Origin of the sequence: Streptomyces sp. NPDC093600 (assembly GCF_044764755.1) — a bacterium.
Taxonomy (GTDB): domain Bacteria; phylum Actinomycetota; class Actinomycetes; order Streptomycetales; family Streptomycetaceae; genus Streptomyces.
Genome location: NZ_JBIWIU010000016.1, coordinates 67,314 through 84,749, shown reverse-complemented (window position 1 = coordinate 84,749; position 17,436 = coordinate 67,314). Strand labels below are relative to the sequence as shown.

Genomic DNA, 17,436 nt, shown 5'->3' with positions numbered 1-17,436 from the left:
GCCCGCCGGCCGTGAAGGGGCGCGAAGATTCACTCCATGGTGGGCACGCCGGGGCGGCGCGGTGACGTACGGGTGGGCGGGCGGGGCCGTCGAGGACGGCCCCGCCCGTTCGGCTCAGGAGGGGAAGGGGCCGGTCACCTTGGGGCAGGACGGGTCGACCCGCAGCGTGGCGAGCTGGCGGCCCACCAGGCCGTAGGCCTGCCACGTGCCCGGGATGAACGCGAGCTGGGGGTTGGTGTACCACTCGTCGTCGAGGGCGGTGGCGAGGTGCTTGGCCTGGGTGAGGCCGGGGCCGATCTGGTAGATGTCCCCGTTGAAGAAGGTCGAGGCGAAGACCTTCTCGTTGTGCACCTGGACCTCACCGTAGCCGGGCAGGTAGCCCTGGCTGATGATCGGACGCGTGCTCGTGGACAGGTCCATGGCGAACCAGCGCGGCGGCTCCGGCACCGCGGTGGTGGGCACGGGGCCGCGTTTGTAGAGGCCGTACAGAACGTTGTTGTGGATGGTGATGTCCTGCAGGGTGTCGTAGGCGTCGGCCGTGTAGGGGTCCTTCGCCCAGAGGAGCCTGCCCTTCTTGCCGGTCGCCGGGTCGACGTAGTCCGCGTCGAAGGCCGCGACGCTGGCGGCGGTGTTCCACGAGGTCGACGGAGCGCCGCCACCGCCGCGTACGTCGGTGCCCACGTAGACGGTCCCGTCCGGGCCCACGGTGAGGCTCATCAGGCTCTCGTTGGTGACGACGGGGAACGAGTCGGGCGTCTCCGTCGGCTCCGACGCGGTCGGATCGGGGAACCTGAAGACGTTCAGAGCGCCCTGCAGTCCGGTGCCGAGCGGAGAGGTCGCCACGAGGATCCGGTCGCGGGCGGCGTCGTACTCCATGTCCCACGGCCGCTGCTGACCGCTGGGGAGCTGGCCGACGATGCTGACCGGATACGTCTTCGCCCCCGTCACCGGGTCCGTCGCCGCCGGGTCGATCATGATGACGCGACCGCTGGGGTACAGCGCCGAGTAGATCTTGCCGTTGCGCTCCACCAGCGTCTTGGCTTCACCGGGGATCTCGATGAACTCCTTGCCCCCGTCGGGCTTGTGGACGTTCATGATGAAGTGGCCACCGACCCACACCGCGCCGTCGGAGGCGCGCAGGATGGACTGGGGGCGCTCCGCGCCCTCGCTGAACCCGGCCTCCTTCAGCGTGGTGTACGACGACGCGCCGGTGGTGATGTCCAGCTGCCAGACCTTGCCGAAGCCCGCGAATCCGGTGAGGGTGGTGCCGTCGATGGAGAGACCGCGGGTCTCGTCCTGGGGTACCGGCTTGCCCAGGTGCCTGGGCTGCGCGTAGCCCGTCTTGTACTCGTAGATGTTGCCGTCCGGACGGGTCGACAGGTACATCGTGTAGTCCGGGGCGAGGGTGACCATGTCGGCCGACTCGGCGTTGCCCTCGGGGCTGGTGATCGGAACCGTCCGCAGGTCGGTGCCGTCGGTCTTCACGTCGTACAGCGTGCTGCCGCTGGTACCGCGCACGCGCGTCCGGCCGACGGAGACCGTGGTGAAGCCGGTGCCACCCTGGGCCAGGACGCGGACGGCGCCGGTGGACCGGTTGATGGCGACCATCTTCTTGGTGTCGAGCAGGCCGGCGTAGACGTTCGTGTCGTCGACGTCCAGGGACCGCACGTAGCGCTCGCCCGTGGCCAGCACCCCGAAGTCCCGGACCGCGCCGGTCGAGGGCTTGTACTCGTACACCTTGCCGTCGTTGTAGGTACCCGCGTAGAGCGTCCCGTCCGAGGCCGCGGCGAGGCTCCAGATGAAGTCGCCGTTCCCGCCGAAGGTCTTCAGGTGCTTCACCTGGCGGGTGGCCAGGTCGTAGCTGTAGAGGGCGGCCTCGACGTACGTGCCGATGTAGACCTTGCCGCCGTACGCCGCGAGGCCGTAGGCGCCCTCGGGCACGCCCGCGCCCGGGCCGTCCGGGATCTCGACCTCGCTCCCGGGCACGACCTTCTTCTGCGCGAGGTCGTACTCGGCGATCACCACGGGCTGGCGGCCGCGGCTCGTGACGAAGGCGCGGCCGTCGTGCACGAGGGAGCCACTGATCGCCCAGGTCGAGGAGGCGATGGCATGGTTCTGTATGCCGGGGACGGTGCAGTCCGACGCCACCGCCGCACTGGCTGGCGTCGCGGGCCACATGGGCCACAGGACCGACAGCAGGGCCGCGAGGAGTGGCAGCAGCCGACGGCGCATCATGGGGACCTCCGGGGGTGTCCGTATCGGGGTACGTACGGACGGGGCGGCAGCCCCCCCGGATCGCACCCTCGTTCAATCGGCGCTCATGAGATCACGCCCTGTTCGGGTGATCAACGTCGGCCCCTGACATCGCCGATTCCACGTCAGGACCCATGAACGCGAGCAAGCCCCGCGTCTGGAGCCCCGCGCCCCGCCGGCCCGACCGGCGGGGCTGCCAAGGCGTCAGGACATCAGCAGCAGCCGCGTGTGCGGTACCAGCTTCCGGTTCACGCTGGTGCTCTGCACGAAGATGGTGAAGTCGTCGTTGTGGTCCGGCTTGAGACGGACCTCTGTGTCCGGCAGGCCGAGAAGGGCGCGCGCCTCCGGCCCCGTGTACACCCGGTCCGTCTTCTTCTCCAGCACCGCGATCTGTTTCCGCGCCTGGACCTTCTCCGACTTGCTCAGCTGATAGAAAGCACCACCGGTACGGTACGTGTGTCCGCATTCGACGACCCATTCCCGTATCGCCGCGTCACGAGCCACCGGAATGAGCTGGTACTCGGACGGATTCACCGGAGTGAGACCGGCTGCCTTGATGGTCTCCTTGTTGACCGTCTCGGCACCCGTGGAGAATACCGCCCGCGATCCCCGGATTCCCTGGGACCGGCCCACCATGAATTTCTCGGTCGCCTCTCGGATGACCTGCCCGGCCTCCTCCAGTCCCTGCGTGCTCGTGGCGTCCCAGACAGCGATGTTGTCCTTCGGGAAACCGCACCGCATGGCCTCCCGCTTGCCCACCTGGTCCGGCACAAGGACGGCCAACGTCCAGTTGTCCTCCTGTGTCTCGATCATCTGGGCCACGGCCTCGACCAGTTCACGAGGATCCCTGGTGGGAGCACCCGGGCAGCGATGACTTGCGTTCTCCTGCCCGTCGGTGAGCACGAACGTCAGGAAGCTGTGGTCGCCGTACAGTTGAGCCGTCTGCGCCAGCTCCCGCTGCGACTTCACCGCGGCCGCCAGCAGAGCCGTCATTCCACCGACCCGATACAAGTGCTTCAGCGACGGCATACGCAGCACGTCCTTGTCGTAGATGACGCACTCCACCTTGTCGGCGAAGACGTACACCGTGACGCGGGTTTCCTGGTCCAGTTCCCTCGATCGGCGGGCAAGATAGGCGATCTGCTGATCGGCGACTTCGACGACCTTGCGGCTCAGGCTCGACATGGAAGAACTGGCATCCAGCACAAGAGCGACGTGATTGATGTAGTTCTGATTCCCCGACATGACTGCTCCCCCTCTTTCCGGTTCGACGTTCCTACCTTCTCACCCACCACTGACAATCGACCTCGGTTCACAGGCCGGACGGACAGCTCACCCGCGACCGGGCGCCGCAGCCCGAACAGCCGACGACGATGTGAGGTGGACAGCGCCACGGCTGACCACCCCGGATCACCACCCCAGGAGCCGTGGGGTGTGTACGTCGAAGTGCCCGACAAACCCGGCGAGGTGGGACGCTTCGTCCTACCTCAGGCCGAGGAGTCGTTGGTCAGGGCAGCGGCCGCTCGGTGTCCGTGCCGCGTACCTGGATGAAGATGCCCGCGGAGCCGGAGGTGGTCGAGCCCTGGATGCCCCGGGGGTGGGTGGTGGCCTGGGCGGACACCAACACCTGATGGCCATGGACCTGACGACCACACGCCCCGTCCCACCCGAGGGGTACGCCGTGACGGTGGAGACCATCGGAGCCGTGACTCACGTGCGGGTGCTGGACGCCGCCGGCGGGCAGGCGGCCAAGGGCCAGATGGCAGCCGTCGGGGAGGCCGTGGTCGTCGACCAAGTGCAGACCCAGGAAGCCCATCGACGCCGCGGGCCGGGCGCTCTGGTGATGCGTACGCTCGCCGACCGCGCGGTGGAGGAGGGCGCGACCCTCGGCGTCCTCGGCGCGACCGACGCCGGGCGCGCGCTCTACGAGTCGCTGGGCTGGAAGAAGCTACGCGACGCTGGCTCAGTGCGTCTACCAGCCCTGAAGTCCCGCAACCGAGAAGACGCCCGTCCCGCCCTCCCGAGCAGCCTCGTCCGAGAGCGCCACTCGGGCAGCGGCAGCCGCCGCCCGAGCCGTTGCTCATCGAGAGCAACGCGCTCACCAGCCGCCAGGCGCCTACGGCACCCTGGGCAGCCGGACCGTGACCAGGAGACCGCCGACCGGGCGGGGCGCGAGGTCGAGGGTCCCGTCGTGTGCGCGAACGATGCTGTGCACGATGGCAAGGCCGAGGCCGACGCCGGCGTGCTCGTCGGTGCGAGCGCGTTCCGTGCCGCGCTGGAAGGGCTCGGTGAGGGTCGGTACCAGTTCCGGTGGCAGCCGATGACCCGTGTTCTCGACCCGCACCACGCTCGCGTCGCCCTGCGATTCCGTGTGGACCGTCACGGCGCCGCCTGCGGGGAGGTTGTGGACGATGGCGTTCTGGACGAGGTTCGTCACCATCCGCAGCAGAAGCTCCGCGGAGCCGCTGGTCCGTGCCGCTCCGCCGGTGACATCGAGCGTGATCCCGCGCTGTTCGGCGAGGGGGAGCAGCGTCTCGGCGGCCTCCTCGGCGACGAGGGAGAGGTCGACGCTCTCACGGGTGACGTTCCCGCCGTCGCTGCGGCTGAGCAGCAGGAGAGCCTCGGTGAGGGCGATCGCGCGCGTGTTGACGGCCTGCAGGCGGTCGAAGAGTTCCTCCTTGTCCCGCGGCGGGTCCCGACGGGCGAGGTCGAGCAGCGTCCGCGAGATGGCCAGCGGGGTGCGCAGTTCGTGGGAGGCGTTCGCGGCGAACCTCTGCTGCTCGGCGACGTGCGACTCGAGTCGTTCGAGCATGGTGTCGAAGGCGTCGGCGAGTTCCCTGAACTCGTCCTGGCGGCCCTCCATGCCGATCCGGTGGGACAGCGACCCGCTCCCCGCCATCCGTGCCGCGGCCGTGATCCGGGTGAGCGGTGCGAGCATCCGGCCGGCGAGGATCCATCCCCCGACGAGGCCGAACACGAGCAGGAAGGCCATCGCCACGGCCGCGGCGGGGGCGAAGGTGCGCACAAGGAGGTAGCGGTTGGGCGAGATCCCGAGAAGGCCCTGAGGGTTGTCGGGTACGTAGCGCAGCAGGAACCCCCACACCACGGCCAGCAGGAGAGCACCGGCGACGGCGAGGAACCCGGCATAGCTGAGGGTGAGCCTCAGCCGGACGCTGAACCCTGGGCGTCTACGCACGCGTACGACCGGACCGTGTGGTGTCGGGTCCGTTGTCGATGCGGTAGCCGACACCCGGCACCGTGGCGATGATCCACGGTTCGCCGAGCCGTTTGCGCAAAGCGGAGACGGTGATACGGACGGCGTTGGTGAAGGGGTCGGCGTTCCCGTCCCAGGCCCGTTCCAGGAGCTCTTCGGTGCTCACCACCCCGCCCTCGGCGGCGACCAGGACTTCCAGCACGGCGAACTGTTTACGGGTGAGTGCCACGTAGCGTCCGTCGCGGAAGACCTCCCGGCGGAAGGGGTCGAGCCGCAGGCCCGCGATCTCCCGGACCGGGGGACGGGCGTACGCGCGCCTGCGATCGAGCGCCCGCAGCCGCATGACGAGCTCCCGCAGCTCGAACGGCTTGGTGAGGTAGTCGTCGGCCCCGAGCTCGAACCCGGACGCCTTGTCGTCGATCCGGTCGGCGGCGGTGAGCATGAGGATCGGGATGCCGCTGCCCGAGGCGACGATGCGCCGGGCGACCTCATCGCCCGAGGGGCCGGGGATGTCGCGGTCGAGGACCGCGAGATCGTACGAGTTCACCCCGAGCAGTTCCAGGGCGGAGTCACCGTCACCGGCGATGTCGGCGGCGATGGCCTCCAGCCGGAGCCCGTCACGGACGGCTTCGGCCAGGTAGGGCTCGTCCTCCACGATCAGTACACGCATGCCGGAAGCCTAAGCAACCCCGCGTATCGCCGACGTATGCGGAGACGTACGCAGGGACGGAGACGTGTGCCGGGACGCATACGGAGACGTGTGCCGGGACGCATACGGAGACGTATGCGGATTCGAGTGCGCAGCGGACACGCGACTCAGCCCGCCGGTGCCGTTGCCGGCGCGGGGTGCGGCCGGTCCGACGACGCTTCCGCCGTCGTACGCCACCAGCGGCGCGACGCCAGCGCGGCCAGCACGGCGCCGGCGGCGTTGACCAGTACGTCGTCCACGGAGGACACCCGGTCCAGGCGCAGGACGTACTGCGCGGTTTCGACCAGAACCGAGCAGCCCGCCCCGAACGCCAGGATCCGCGGCACGGACGCCAGCGCCGCGAACCGCATCGGGGCGAAGAACCCCAGCGCCGCGAGGACCAGCAGATTGCCGGCGATCCCGAGGGGCCCCATCGTGACCAGGTCCCGCAGCGGAACGAGGCTCACCCGGGCGGGGACGATGCCGGCCCCGCCGCCCGGCATCATGGTCATCCACAGGAACGGCACCGTCCCGTGGACCATGCCCACCTCGGCCACCGACATCCGACACGCCGAGGGCACGCCCCGGGCCCGCCGACGGCTCGCCAGAGCCCACGCCACGAGCAAGGCCAACGGCAGCGTGACCAGCGTCATGAACACGACACCGTTGAACGTGTCGAAGCAGCCGTGCCACTGCCCGGCCATACACCTCGGAGCGGACATCATGAGCGGCCGCCGTACGACGAACAGGGCGCTCGCCACACCGAGGATCACCAGGCTGAGAAGCACGATCCCGCGCGTGCGGCGGGGCGGTGCTGACAGGGACGCGTTGTGGTTCATGCCCCCATTGGAGACGGAGGGCCGTTGCGGTGGCGTATGCGATTTTCGATACGCCCGCGATATAAGCCCGCGATACACGGAACCGCGGCATCGAGGAACTGGCCTCACCCGGTACGAGGCGGTTGCCGCGCTGGCGACACCCCGTCCGGTCAGGCGTCGAAGCGGTGGCGCGAGGTCTCGATGTGCCCGAGGTACCGGTGGGTCCAGTCGCACAGCCCGTCGATGGTCACCCGAAGGGCCTGGCCCGGCTCGGTGAGGGTGTACTCGACCCGCGGCGGCACGACGGGGTACACCGTGCGGTCGATCAAACCGTTGCGCTCCAGCATGCGCAGGTTCTGCGTGAGCATCTTGTGGCTGATGCCCTCGACCGCGTTCCGCAACTCGCTGAAGCGCAGGGTTTCCTCCCCCAGGGCCTCGATGATCAGCAGCGCCCATTTGTTGGCGACGTCCGAGAAGATCTCCCGCGCCAGAGAGTCGGCGCGCCGTAGATCCGCTTCGTCGGGCGAGCCCGCGAACTGCTTGGTCACCATGAGGTTCCCCAGTCACTGAAAAGTGCGTTCTTCCACGTCAGCCGTCACTCTCCTACGGTTTCTGAGTAACCACAAGAGACCAAGGGCCACTTGGTCCGGTGGCGGGCCCACGGGCTCCCGACAAGGAGGCAGCAACATGGCCATCACCCTGGTGAACCCCACAGGACTCCCCACGATCGACGCCTACCGGCAGGTGTCCATCGCATCCGGATCGAACCTGGTCTTCGTCGCCGGGCAGGTCGCCTGGGATGCCGACCGGGTTACGGTCGGGCAGGGCGATCTCGCCGCCCAGGTCGAGCAGTGCTACCTCAACGTCGCCACCGCCCTCGCCGGGGCCGGTGGTTCCTTCGACGACGTGGCGAAACTGACCGTCTACGTCGTCGACTGGACCCCCGACAAAATGCCTCTGCTCCTGGACGGGATCTCCCGAGCGGCCGCGAAGCTGGGGGGAACCCCGGTCCCGCCGGCCACACTGCTGGGCGTCGCGGCACTGGACGTACCCGACCATCTGGTCGAGATCGAAGCCACGGCGGTCATCGACTGAGCAGAGGCTCTTCGCGCGGCTCCCGGTGGAGCGGGCAGGTGCCCGAGGCGGTGCGGGAGACGGGTGCGGAGGACGACGTGCGCATGGGCGGTGTCCAGTCGGGCGTCGAGGTGAGCGAGGACGCGGTGTCAACCGTCCGCGCAGGTCAGCGTGCCAACCGGAAGCCGGCGACGACGCACAGAGCGCCGACCGCGGTCGCTCCAACTCCCAGCCAAGCCCGGCGAGCGCCCCACACACCCGCCTCAGCAGGCCACACCGTGGCTGAGGCAGGGAGTGGCCGATCAGCCTCCGGGATCGCGGCTGAGATCTTGTCCACCAGATCCTGGATGCGGTTCTGCTCGGCATCCGTCAGCCCCCCCGCTGCCGAGTTGTCCGCTGAGCTCGGCCACCTCCTTGTTCTGCGCATCCGTGAAGCCAGGCAGGTCGACACGTGGAGATCCCCCCATGAAGTAGTGGGGCAGGCAATCCATGGGCTCCCCGCTCTCGACGTCGAGGTGCAGCTCGTGCCCGCCGCTGCACTCGTCACCGACACGCTGGAACGCGACCTCGTACATGTTCCCGGCGCTGCGCTCTTCCAGAAGGCCTATCAGCACGAACGGGAGACTGGCAGCCGCGAGTCCGACGCCGCAGATGAGGACGAGGATCGAAACGAACATACGCATGTGCACCTCTTCCACCGGGCGGACGGCACCTAGCCCGCGTCAGTTCGATCCGGCACCCGAAACCGAGACGATAGAAAGCTACTCCGGGGCCTCCTCTCGCGGAACGGCGTCCGCGGCCTGCCCACTCACATGCTGGGTTGCCCGGATGGGGGAGATGGAGTGAAGGAAGGGCCTGACGTGGGCGCTTGACCCGTCCCCCAAGGTCCGGGTTTAGCGTTCGGGACGACGAGGAGGTGCACATGCGTGCAGGTGAGGCTGCCACGGCTGCCGGTGTGACGATCAAGGCGCTGCGCTACTACGAGGATTGTGGTCTGCTCAGCCCGGGGCGTACGGCCAACGGCTACCGCGACTACACCGCGGAGGACGTCCGGCTGGCCGAGGAGATTCGCAGCCTCGGGGCGCTCGGCCTCACCCCGCAGGAGACCCGCCCGTTTCTCGCATGCCTGCGCGCGGGCCACGAGGAGGGCGACCACTGTGTGGAGTCCCTGGCCGCCTACCAGCAGAAGATCGAAGCGCTGAACCTTCTCGTCACCCGACTGAGCCGCACCCGGGACCAGTTGATCCGCCGCCGGGACGCGGCGGCCCGCCGAGGATTCCCCTCGGCCACCGAACCAGCGAAGGAATTTGACGAGATGCTGCCCACAGCCGACCCCCTGCCCGCCGACCTGCCGGCCCCGGTGGACGACGGCGCCGCCGCCCACCTTCCGGGTCGTACACTCCCCGCTCTGTCGTTCACCGGCACGGACGGCAGCGCCATCCGCCTGGACTCGGTCTCCGAAGGCCGCTGGGTGCTTTTCCTCTACCCGCTCACCGGGGACCCGGCAGCCGATATCCCGGAAGGCTGGAACGAGATTCCCGGCGCCCGTGGCTGCAGCCAGGAAGCCTGCAGCTTCCGTGACAACCTGGACGCGCTACGGGCCGAAGGCGTCGACCGTGTCCTCGCCCTGTCCTCGGACCGCGCCGACTACCAACAGGCTCTCGTGGACCGCCTGCACCTGCCCTACCCGATGCTCTCCGACCCCCGGCTCACGCTCGCCGAGGAGCTGAAGCTCCCGACGTTCGAGGCGGGAGGTCAGACGCTCTACCGGCGCCTGACCCTCGTACTGCGCGGCGCCACGATCGAGCACGTCTTCTACCCGGTCGTCCCGCCGGACACCCACGCCGACGAGGTGGCCCAGTGGTTCCGGGACCATCGCACCACGTGACGCATCGCTGGAACGCCCCCGTCCCGGTCCGTAGCCACGCCGGCCGGCCCGCTTGAGACTGAGCGCCGAAATCACCTGCGATCGAGCCCCGACCGACACCACGCCGCCGCTCGTAAACCGGGTGCGGAGTGCCTGTCCCGTGGGGTCTGATAGGCGCTATGACGATGGGGCTGGGCAGGCCGGGAGTCGACGGGCTGGGCGAGGTTGTGGGCGTGCTGCGGGAGTGGCAGTACGAGGGGGCGCCGGTGCAACTGCATCCGGGGGACCTGGGCTGGTTCTGGCGGTCGGGTGCGCAGGCGACCGCCGAGGCGGTCAGGACGTGGAGCAGGGACGGGCGGATGCTCGCCGTCGGGCTGCTGGACGGCCCCGGCCTGCTGCGCCTGACGATCGCGCCCGACGCTCGACGGGACGAAGAGCTGGCGCGACGGTTGGCCGACGATGTGACCGAGCCGGAGCGTGGCGTACTGCCCGCAGGGAGGGTGAGCATCGAGGCGCCGACGGGTGCGCTGGTCCAGGAGCTGCTGGTCGAGGACGGCTGGAACGCCGACGAGCCGTGGACACCGCTGCGCCGCGACCTCACGGAACCGGTGAAGGACCCGGGCGTACGGATCGAGGTGGCCGGGCCGGAGCGGGCGCACGCGGTCGCCGCCGTACAGCGGGCAGCGTTCGACGGATCGAGGTTCACGGCCGAGCGCTGGCACGCGATGGCGGCCGGACTGCCGTTCGCCGACGCCCGCTGCCTGATCGCGTACGACGACCGGGGCGACGCGGTGGCGGCGGTGACGGTGTGGTCGGCCGGCCCGGGCAGGCCCGGGTTGCTCGAACCGATGGGCGTGCACCGGGACCATCGCCGTCACGGCTACGGCAAGGCGATCAGCCTCGCCGCGGCGGCCGCACTCCGAGAGCTGGGCTCGTCGAGCGCGCTCGTCTCCACTCCGAGCTCCAACGTCGGCGCCGTCGCGACCTACGAGTCAGCCGGCTTCAAGCAACGCCCCCAGGTCCGCGATCAATACCGGGACGCCTAGTACTCCAGCCCGGTGCTGGGATTGCTGGGCTTCTACGACGAACTCGACAACCACCTCGGGGACGATCGGCCGAACGGCCCCATCCGCGATGCCGTCCACCCCGCCGGCGAGCCGGACGAGGCTGACCTGGTGGCCTACCTGGACGCCGGTCACGTCCTCGTCGACGTCATGCAGGCGGGCCACGACGTCATCACCGGCAGCGCGCACCGCCACTCCCTGGGCTGCTCATCACTGGTCACCGACGGCGCCTGGCTCTGGCGCAAGGACTTCCCGCACTACGTAGAGGCGCACCACGTCCTGCTTCCCGAGGCCCCTGATCCATACGCCCCTGATCCATCCCCTGGCCATCGACGTTCCCCAGGCCGAGCTGGACGACCTGCGCGAGCGCCTCGGCCGCACCCGCTGGCCCAGCGAGATCCCCGGGCAGGGCTGGAGCCGCGGCGTCCCGGTGTCCTACCCGAAGGAGCTGGCGGCCTACTGGGCGGACGGCTACGACTGGCGCCGGTGGGAGGCGAAACTGAACGCCCGCCCGCAGTTCGTCACCGAGATCGACGGGCAGGACATCCACTTTCTCCACGTCCGCTCCGCTTCCCGTTCGGCCCTGCCGCTGCTTCTCACCCACGGCCGGCCCGGGTCGGTCGCGGAATTCCTCGACTTGATCGAGCCGCTCTCACGCGACTTCCACCTCGTCATCCCCTCCATTCCCGGCTTCGGATTCTCCGGGCCGACCAGCAGCGAGGGCTGGACGACTCAGCGGATCGCCACCGCCTGGGCCGAGCTCATGCGCAGACTCGGTTACGACCGTTACGGCGCACACGGCGGCGACTTCGGCAGCACGATCTCCCGCGCGCTCGGCTTGGCCGCTCCGGAGAACGTCGTAGCCGTGCACGTCAACGGTGGGACGACCTACCCCACCGCAGATGAGGACGACCGACCGCGGCGGCCACTTCGCCGCGATGGAGGCCCCCGAGCTCCTACTGGACGACCTCCGCGCCTTCTTCGCCGACTACCGTTGACCTTTGATCGACCGTGGGTCGGAGGCGGCGTACGCCCGGGACCGCCGGCCATGGTGTGGCGATGTGCCGCTGATGGCCCGATCCTTCGCATAGCTGGCGCGAGCGTCCCTGCCGCTGATCGCCTGTGCCGGGGAGACTAAAAGCGCATCTCCGCCAGGCCGGTCTCGATGTAGGCAGGACGTTCGCCAAAGCATGGGAAAAGGGCGGAACATGTTCGATGGAAGGAGCCAGCCAGAATGCTGAGCGAGGTTGTGGGGGTCCGCGCCCCTGGTGGGCGGGCGGCAGACGCGGCTCGGCTGGTCTGTGAGGAATATGCTGACACGGCGCTGTATCACCACTCGGTGCGGTCGTATTTCTTCGGCGCGGCCTGGGCGGAGGCGCGAGGGTTGGACTTCGACCGCGAGTTGTTCTTCGTCTCGGCGTTGCTGCACGATCTGGCTCTTGTTCCGCCCTTCGACAGCCACAGGCTTCCGTTCGAAGAGGCTGGTGGCCACCTGGCCCGTGTGTTCACGGCAGGTCTCGGCTGGCCGGTCCAGCGACGCGACCGGGCGGCCGAGCTGATCGTTCTCCACATGCGGGACGACGTTGCCCCGGAAGTGGACGTGGAGAGCCGACTCTTGCAAGTGGGTACCAGCGCGGACGTGTCGGGGGCCGGCCTTGAGGACTTCGACCCGAAATTCCGGGAGGCGCTCGTCGCGGCATACCCCCGGCTTGGCTTTGCCAAGTCCTTCGTACGCCTTCTCCGGGACCAGGCCGAACGTAAACCGGGTTGCTCAGCGGCGAAGTTGACAGCAGGAGACTGGCCGGAGCGGACGGAGTCGAACCCGCTCGATAAGGTCTGAATTCCTGTTGTGAGAGATCTTCGCTCCTTCCAACGATCACGATACCCTTCCACCTGAAACTACCGTCGGCCACGCTACGGTCCGCGATCTCCCATCCAGGACTGGCAGTTCAACAGTCGCGGCGCGGTCAGTTGGGAGGTATGGCGGTGCACCAGCGGCGACTCTGCTGCTTCTACGACTCCGGCGTGACGCGGTGACCACCGCGTCAGCGATGCGGGGCAGTGGCCGAACAGCGGGTCCAAGTCGTGAGGCCAGGACGCGACGAAGGAGTGGTGACGGCCCGACGCCACCCTTGTTGGTGATCCACCCCTTGCCGTCCGGCGGGACTCGGGGGCAGCCAGCAGCGACGGGTCGATGAGTGGACTCCGTTTGGCCGATGAATCGCCTCTGGTGCAGCCACTACTTCTCCCAGGCGACCCTGCCTGTGATGTCCACGGTGTCGCTCATGGATTGAATGCCATCGGCTACTAAGCCGACTTCGATCTGCGCACCCGGTCACAACTCGCTCAGTCGCAGCGCACCAGGGTCTCCCTCACTTCACCCGGCTCGTCATTGACCCTCCTGAAACAGGAAGGCCGACGTCATCAGCCGTCGGTAGCGTGAGCCCCGTGATGGTGGGAACTGAAGAGACCCGGCTGGTCGTGCTGCGCGGAAACAGCGCGTCGGGGAAGTCGTCCGTCGCGTCCGGCCTTCGCGAGAGGTTCGGTCGTGGCCTGGCTTTGGTCGGCCAGGACAACCTGCGCCGCGTTGTGCTCCGCGAGCGCGACCGGCCCGGCGCGGCGAATATCGGCTTGATCGACTTGACGGCGCGTTACGCCCTTGACGCGGGGTATCACGTAGTCGTCGAAGGCATCCTCTACGCGGACCGCTACGGCGACATGCTCACCCAGTTGCGGGCCGATCACCGCGGCCCGACTCACGGTTACTACCTGGACGTGCCGTTCGAGGTCACTCTCACCCGGCACGCCACCAAGCCGATCGCCGATGAGGTCAACGAGACGCAGCTGCGTGACTGGTACCGGCCACGCGATCTCCTGCCCGACGGGCTCGAGACCGTCATCGGTGCCGACAGCACCCTGCGGAAGACTGTCGACCGCATCATGTCCGACACCGGCCTGACCCACCTGCCCGCGCTGGACTGCTGACCGGCGCGCCGTCGAGACAGAGGTTGCGCCATCCCTTCTGACGAGAGCCGTTCCTACGGCTGCGTAGGCCGCGGGCCGATAATTGCTGAGCGGGCACGTCGGAGGGGGAGTGCGCCGGGGATCGCACCCCAACTCATGACTCCGGGAATGGCTTTGGCGCTGGTGGATAGATTCCTTCGGGGTTGATATAGGGGAGGGGAGGCGCACCGTGGATGCAAGGGATGTGCTCGACTCCGCCGCCGGCGGATGGTGGTACCCGGTCGTGGTCATTGCGCTGGTGATCGTCGGCGCTGTTTGGAAGGCGGTGTTCCACTTCGATCCTGACCGGCCGGGAGAGACCGTTCTTCCGCCGTGGTTGCTCACCACCGGCGCCGCGCTGGCCGCGCTGCCGTTCCTGGTCAGGCTGCTCGTGGACGGTGAGATGGGTGAGGGCACCTTCGGTCTGTGTGTGGTGGTGGTACTGGCCGGGATGAGTCTGATGACCACGTTCAGGCAGCAGTCTGCGGCGTCCCGCCGTCCACCGGAGCCCTGATCTTCCCGTGCGGATTCGCGATCCATCCGCTGGGTTCGTCGGCCGAGCGTCGTCGGTGGTCGCTGCGCCGAGCTGTTGCCTGGTGCCGTCTGCGCCGGCTTGACCAGCGAAGTTGTGTGGCAGGGGCGCGACTGGCGAATCGACGACGGTGGTGACGAGGTGGCCGGTCTCCGGAATGGCGAGGCGAGACCAGGGTGCTGCATACAGCTCCGCCCACACATGAGCGACAGCCATTCAGACGCGGTGCTTCGGCCCACAGGCCCATCGGCCGCTTCGCGCTGCGCCCACCTCGTCGTTCTTGCCCGTGCCGGGCCCGCTTCGAACGCGGCCCGCCTCGCCGAAGGACCCGAGGCCCTCTCGGCGTGAGCAGCCTCAACTAGGTCACCTCGGCCGCTGGCCTGCCGGAGACGACTTCCTCGAAGACCACGTTGCCCAGTAACTGTTCGCAAGCTGCATCGGGTTGTGCCTCAAGGACGGCGAAGCCGAACCGGTTCCCCGCTGCTGCGCCTGCACTCACCGTGCCGCCTCGGCATCGTTGTCCACGACAGAGCTCGCCCACTGGTGACCGGCAAGCCGTTGACCACGGCGAGCAGCTGGAGGTACCGCTCCCTGCGGGGTCGTTCACGCTCTTCAGCCGGGTCGCCAGCCGGCGACGAAGCTCGACGTCGTCGGGGCGGCCGAGCAGGTACGCGTAGTGCGCCGTGAACGCCGCGACGATCGGATCGGCCTGGCGCGAGGCCGGGTCGATGCCGGCGGTCAGGGCTCGGCCACCGCCGTCAGCACCGCGCCCCGCCGGCGCAGGACGCTGATCTGCACCGCCAGTGCTTCGGCGTGCGCCGCGGCGACCTCGGGAAGCGAGAGCTCGCGGTCCACGACCTTGCGAATCGTCGGGAGGTCCGTCCCAGCTCGCGCAGGGTCCGCACGAGGTCCAGGGGTGCGACGGCGTCGATGTCGTACAGGCGGTAGCCGGCCGGGCTGCGGTCAGGGACCTTGCCGAGGTCCGCCGACCGAGCCGGAGGTGCGGGTCGGTCGTGAGTCGTCGGCGCAGGACATCCCGGCGGGCATGCAGGAGCCGCCGGCGGCCCCGTGGGACCACCGCCCGCCTCTGTCCGGCGCCTCGAACAGCTCGTCGCCCTGGCCCAGCTTCTGCGCGCGCCTGCCGACGCCGCGCCCCGCGGAGCGGATCCCTTCCGAGCTCCAGCCTGTCCTGGACGCGGCCGAGGCGATGTGCGGCGCCTTCGAGTAGCCGCCGTCCGACCTGGAGGACTACCTCGTCCGGTGCAGCGCCGAAGCCGCCGGGTCCTGCCGGGCCGGGAAGCGGCGTCGTCACTCCATCGCGGTGCGGCGGGCGTAGGCGCGGGCGGCGCGGACGCGGTCGCCGCAGCGGGTGGAGCACCACTGGCGGCGGCCGTGCTTGAGCAGGAAACGGTTGCAGGGAGGGGAAGCGCACGCGGTCAGGCGGGCAGCGTCGGCGGAGGTGAGCAGGTCGGCGGCGTCGGCGGCGATGGTCGCCAGGGCGTGCTCGACGATCGCGGTGGTGGGGTGGGGTGTGGCGCGGTAAGGCCCGGTCTTCTCGTCCCACCGCAGCAGGGATGCGGTCGGGACGCGGCTCATCGCGTCGTTGATCGCCGCAACTGCGGCGGGCAGGGCGGGCTGGCCGGCGACGCGGGAGGCCAGCAGCGACCTGACCTGTTCACGCAGAGAGCGCAGCTGCGTCGCGCACATCTCGGCCATGCCGGTGTCGGCCGGCGCGAGGTCGCGCTGGTTCAGCCACTGCTCGGCCTGCGCCGGGGTGCCCAGGAGGTCGGCCGTGTGCCCGCCGGGCAGGGTGACGGCGCTGTTGGCCAGGCTCAGGGCGGGATGCTCCGCCTCGCCCGGCGCCGACGGCAGGACGACTTCTTCCCTCACGAACTCTTCCATGTCTCTCATGGTACGGGTTGCGTTCATCCGTGAGGGTGCGTACAGTCGCCTCACGGTTAACACGTCATCTATCCGTGAGGAAACTTTCTTCGTGTCTTCCCCGACCCTGCAGGCCGCCCCTTTCCCCGTCCGCGTCTTCGGCGGTCCGACCGCCCTCTTCGACTACGGCGGCCTGCGCTTTCTCACCGACCCGACCTTCGACGGTCCCGGCGACCACCCCGCACCGGCCGTCGTGCTGACCAAGACGGCTGCGGCTGACGGCAGTCCGGACGATCTCGGCCGCGTCGACGTGGTCCTGCTCTCGCACGACGAGCACGCCGACAATCTCGACACCACCGGCCGTGCCCTCCTCGCCGACGTCCCGCTGACGCTCACCACCCCCGGCGGCGGGGAGCGTCTCGGGGAAGCTGCCACCGGCCTCGCCGACTGGCAGTCGGTCGAGCTCGAGCGCCGGGACGGCGGGCCCGGCACGGTCACCGTGACCGGCGTGCCCGCCATCCACGGCCCCGGGCCGCGCGAGAAGGTCGAGCCGATCTGCGGCGAGGTCGTCGGGTTCGTCCTGACCGGCGAGGGCCTGCCCATCGTCTACGTCAGCGGCGACAACGCCTCGCTCGACGCGGTCAAGGACATCGCCGAGCGCTTCGCCCCGGTGGACACGGCCCTCCTCTTCGCCGGAGCGCCCCGCTTCTCCGACGTCTTCGACGGTGGGCTGATCGTCCTGGACAGCGCCCAGGCCGCCGAGGCCGCGAAGATCCTCGACGCCGGCCGCGTGGTCCCCGTCCACTACGACAGCTGGGCCCACTTCACCGAGGGCCGCGACGAGCTCGTCGCCGCCTTTACCGCCGCCGGACTCGCCGACCGCGTCGACTTCGGCGTCCGCGGCTGACCCCACGTACGTCGCACGCGTACGCCGGACACGGCCGGGCGCCGGCCGACAGGTACCCGCCGCGACTGTCGGCCGGCGCCCCTCAAGGCGTCTCGTGTAGTGGTCAGCACGGTACTCCGTGTCCTGATCAGCGAA

The 17,436-nt window shown here is 69.3% G+C and carries 17 protein-coding genes and 3 pseudogenes; 10 read left to right on the top strand and 10 right to left on the bottom strand.

Features of this window, described 5'->3' with window-relative positions; translation table 11 throughout:
* Positions 1 to 114: 114 nt before the first annotated feature.
* Both ACIRB4_RS29135 and ACIRB4_RS29130 read right to left on the bottom strand, forming a co-directional pair.
* Positions 115 to 2,235: a hypothetical protein gene (locus tag ACIRB4_RS29135; protein ID WP_403295306.1), complete on the bottom strand. Its 2,121-nt coding sequence runs from the start codon at positions 2,233 to 2,235 to the stop codon at positions 115 to 117.
* A 222-nt stretch (positions 2,236 to 2,457) separates the two neighbouring features.
* Positions 2,458 to 3,498, bottom strand: a complete 1,041-nt coding sequence (locus ACIRB4_RS29130) for a VWA domain-containing protein (RefSeq protein WP_403295304.1) — start codon at positions 3,496 to 3,498, stop codon at positions 2,458 to 2,460.
* 385 nt (positions 3,499 to 3,883) lie between these two features.
* Between ACIRB4_RS29130 and ACIRB4_RS29125 the strand changes: the two are divergent.
* A pseudogene (locus ACIRB4_RS29125) lies at positions 3,884 to 4,147 on the top strand (GNAT family N-acetyltransferase); the annotation flags it as partial.
* Between the two features lie 222 nt (positions 4,148 to 4,369).
* On the opposite strand, the gene ACIRB4_RS29120 reads toward ACIRB4_RS29125, so the two are convergent.
* The 4 genes from ACIRB4_RS29120 to ACIRB4_RS29105 form a co-directional block, all read right to left on the bottom strand.
* Positions 4,370 to 5,449, bottom strand: coding sequence for a sensor histidine kinase (locus ACIRB4_RS29120; RefSeq protein ID WP_403295302.1), 1,080 nt, complete (start codon positions 5,447 to 5,449; stop codon positions 4,370 to 4,372).
* A complete protein-coding gene (locus ACIRB4_RS29115) occupies positions 5,442 to 6,137 on the bottom strand; it encodes a response regulator transcription factor (RefSeq protein ID WP_403295300.1) in 696 nt (231 codons plus the stop codon). The genes ACIRB4_RS29120 and ACIRB4_RS29115 overlap by 8 nt, the downstream gene beginning before the upstream one ends.
* A gap of 146 nt (positions 6,138 to 6,283) precedes the next feature.
* Positions 6,284 to 6,994: a VanZ family protein gene (locus tag ACIRB4_RS29110; protein WP_403295298.1), complete on the bottom strand. Its 711-nt coding sequence runs from the start codon at positions 6,992 to 6,994 to the stop codon at positions 6,284 to 6,286.
* A 149-nt stretch (positions 6,995 to 7,143) separates the two neighbouring features.
* Complete coding sequence (locus ACIRB4_RS29105) at positions 7,144 to 7,524, bottom strand: winged helix-turn-helix transcriptional regulator (RefSeq protein WP_403295296.1); 381 nt, start codon at positions 7,522 to 7,524, stop codon at positions 7,144 to 7,146.
* A 136-nt stretch (positions 7,525 to 7,660) separates the two neighbouring features.
* Here ACIRB4_RS29105 and ACIRB4_RS29100 point away from each other — a divergent pair, with 136 nt between their 5' ends.
* Complete coding sequence (locus ACIRB4_RS29100) at positions 7,661 to 8,068, top strand: RidA family protein (protein WP_403295294.1); 408 nt, start codon at positions 7,661 to 7,663, stop codon at positions 8,066 to 8,068.
* A 281-nt stretch (positions 8,069 to 8,349) separates the two neighbouring features.
* Here the strand turns inward: ACIRB4_RS29100 and ACIRB4_RS29095 are convergent, their stop codons facing one another.
* A complete protein-coding gene (locus tag ACIRB4_RS29095; RefSeq protein ID WP_403295292.1) occupies positions 8,350 to 8,730 on the bottom strand; it encodes a hypothetical protein in 381 nt (126 codons plus the stop codon).
* A 239-nt stretch (positions 8,731 to 8,969) separates the two neighbouring features.
* On the opposite strand from ACIRB4_RS29095, the gene ACIRB4_RS29090 reads away from it, so the two are divergent.
* Positions 8,970 to 9,935: a MerR family transcriptional regulator gene (locus tag ACIRB4_RS29090; protein WP_403295290.1), complete on the top strand. Its 966-nt coding sequence runs from the start codon at positions 8,970 to 8,972 to the stop codon at positions 9,933 to 9,935.
* Positions 9,936 to 10,093: 158 nt separating this feature from the next.
* On the top strand, positions 10,094 to 10,960 hold the full coding sequence (locus ACIRB4_RS29085; RefSeq protein WP_403295288.1) for a GNAT family N-acetyltransferase: 867 nt from the start codon (positions 10,094 to 10,096) through the stop codon (positions 10,958 to 10,960).
* On the opposite strand, the gene ACIRB4_RS29080 is transcribed toward ACIRB4_RS29085, so the two are convergent.
* On the bottom strand, positions 10,907 to 11,167 hold the full coding sequence (locus ACIRB4_RS29080; RefSeq protein ID WP_403295286.1) for a hypothetical protein: 261 nt from the start codon (positions 11,165 to 11,167) through the stop codon (positions 10,907 to 10,909). The two genes, ACIRB4_RS29085 and ACIRB4_RS29080, sit on opposite strands and share 54 nt — an antisense overlap.
* Before the next feature lie 121 nt (positions 11,168 to 11,288).
* Here ACIRB4_RS29080 and ACIRB4_RS29075 point away from each other — a divergent pair.
* The 4 genes and pseudogenes from ACIRB4_RS29075 to ACIRB4_RS29060 all read left to right on the top strand — a co-directional run.
* Positions 11,289 to 11,882, top strand: a pseudogene (locus ACIRB4_RS29075) (epoxide hydrolase family protein); the annotation flags it as partial.
* 330 nt (positions 11,883 to 12,212) lie between these two features.
* Entirely contained in the window at positions 12,213 to 12,818 is a 606-nt protein-coding gene (locus ACIRB4_RS29070; RefSeq protein ID WP_403295284.1) for an HD domain-containing protein, read from the top strand.
* A 611-nt stretch (positions 12,819 to 13,429) separates the two neighbouring features.
* Entirely contained in the window at positions 13,430 to 13,963 is a 534-nt protein-coding gene (locus ACIRB4_RS29065) for an AAA family ATPase (RefSeq protein ID WP_403295365.1), read from the top strand.
* 223 nt (positions 13,964 to 14,186) lie between these two features.
* Positions 14,187 to 14,495 (top strand): hypothetical protein, encoded by a 309-nt coding sequence (locus ACIRB4_RS29060; RefSeq protein ID WP_403295282.1) that lies wholly within the window; start codon positions 14,187 to 14,189, stop codon positions 14,493 to 14,495.
* Between the two features lie 467 nt (positions 14,496 to 14,962).
* Here ACIRB4_RS29060 and ACIRB4_RS29055 read toward each other — a convergent pair.
* Positions 14,963 to 15,478, bottom strand: a pseudogene (locus ACIRB4_RS29055) (MerR family transcriptional regulator); the annotation flags it as partial.
* A gap of 35 nt (positions 15,479 to 15,513) precedes the next feature.
* On the opposite strand from ACIRB4_RS29055, the gene ACIRB4_RS29050 reads away from it, so the two are divergent.
* A complete protein-coding gene (locus ACIRB4_RS29050; RefSeq protein ID WP_403295280.1) occupies positions 15,514 to 15,741 on the top strand; it encodes a hypothetical protein in 228 nt (75 codons plus the stop codon).
* Positions 15,742 to 15,821: 80 nt separating this feature from the next.
* Here ACIRB4_RS29050 and ACIRB4_RS29045 read toward each other — a convergent pair whose 3' ends face one another.
* Positions 15,822 to 16,424, bottom strand: a complete 603-nt coding sequence (locus tag ACIRB4_RS29045; RefSeq protein ID WP_403295278.1) for a CGNR zinc finger domain-containing protein — start codon at positions 16,422 to 16,424, stop codon at positions 15,822 to 15,824.
* 82 nt (positions 16,425 to 16,506) lie between these two features.
* On the opposite strand from ACIRB4_RS29045, the gene ACIRB4_RS29040 reads away from it, so the two are divergent.
* Positions 16,507 to 17,301, top strand: coding sequence for an MBL fold metallo-hydrolase (locus ACIRB4_RS29040; protein ID WP_403295276.1), 795 nt, complete (start codon positions 16,507 to 16,509; stop codon positions 17,299 to 17,301).
* The last annotated feature ends 135 nt before the right edge of the window (positions 17,302 to 17,436 follow it).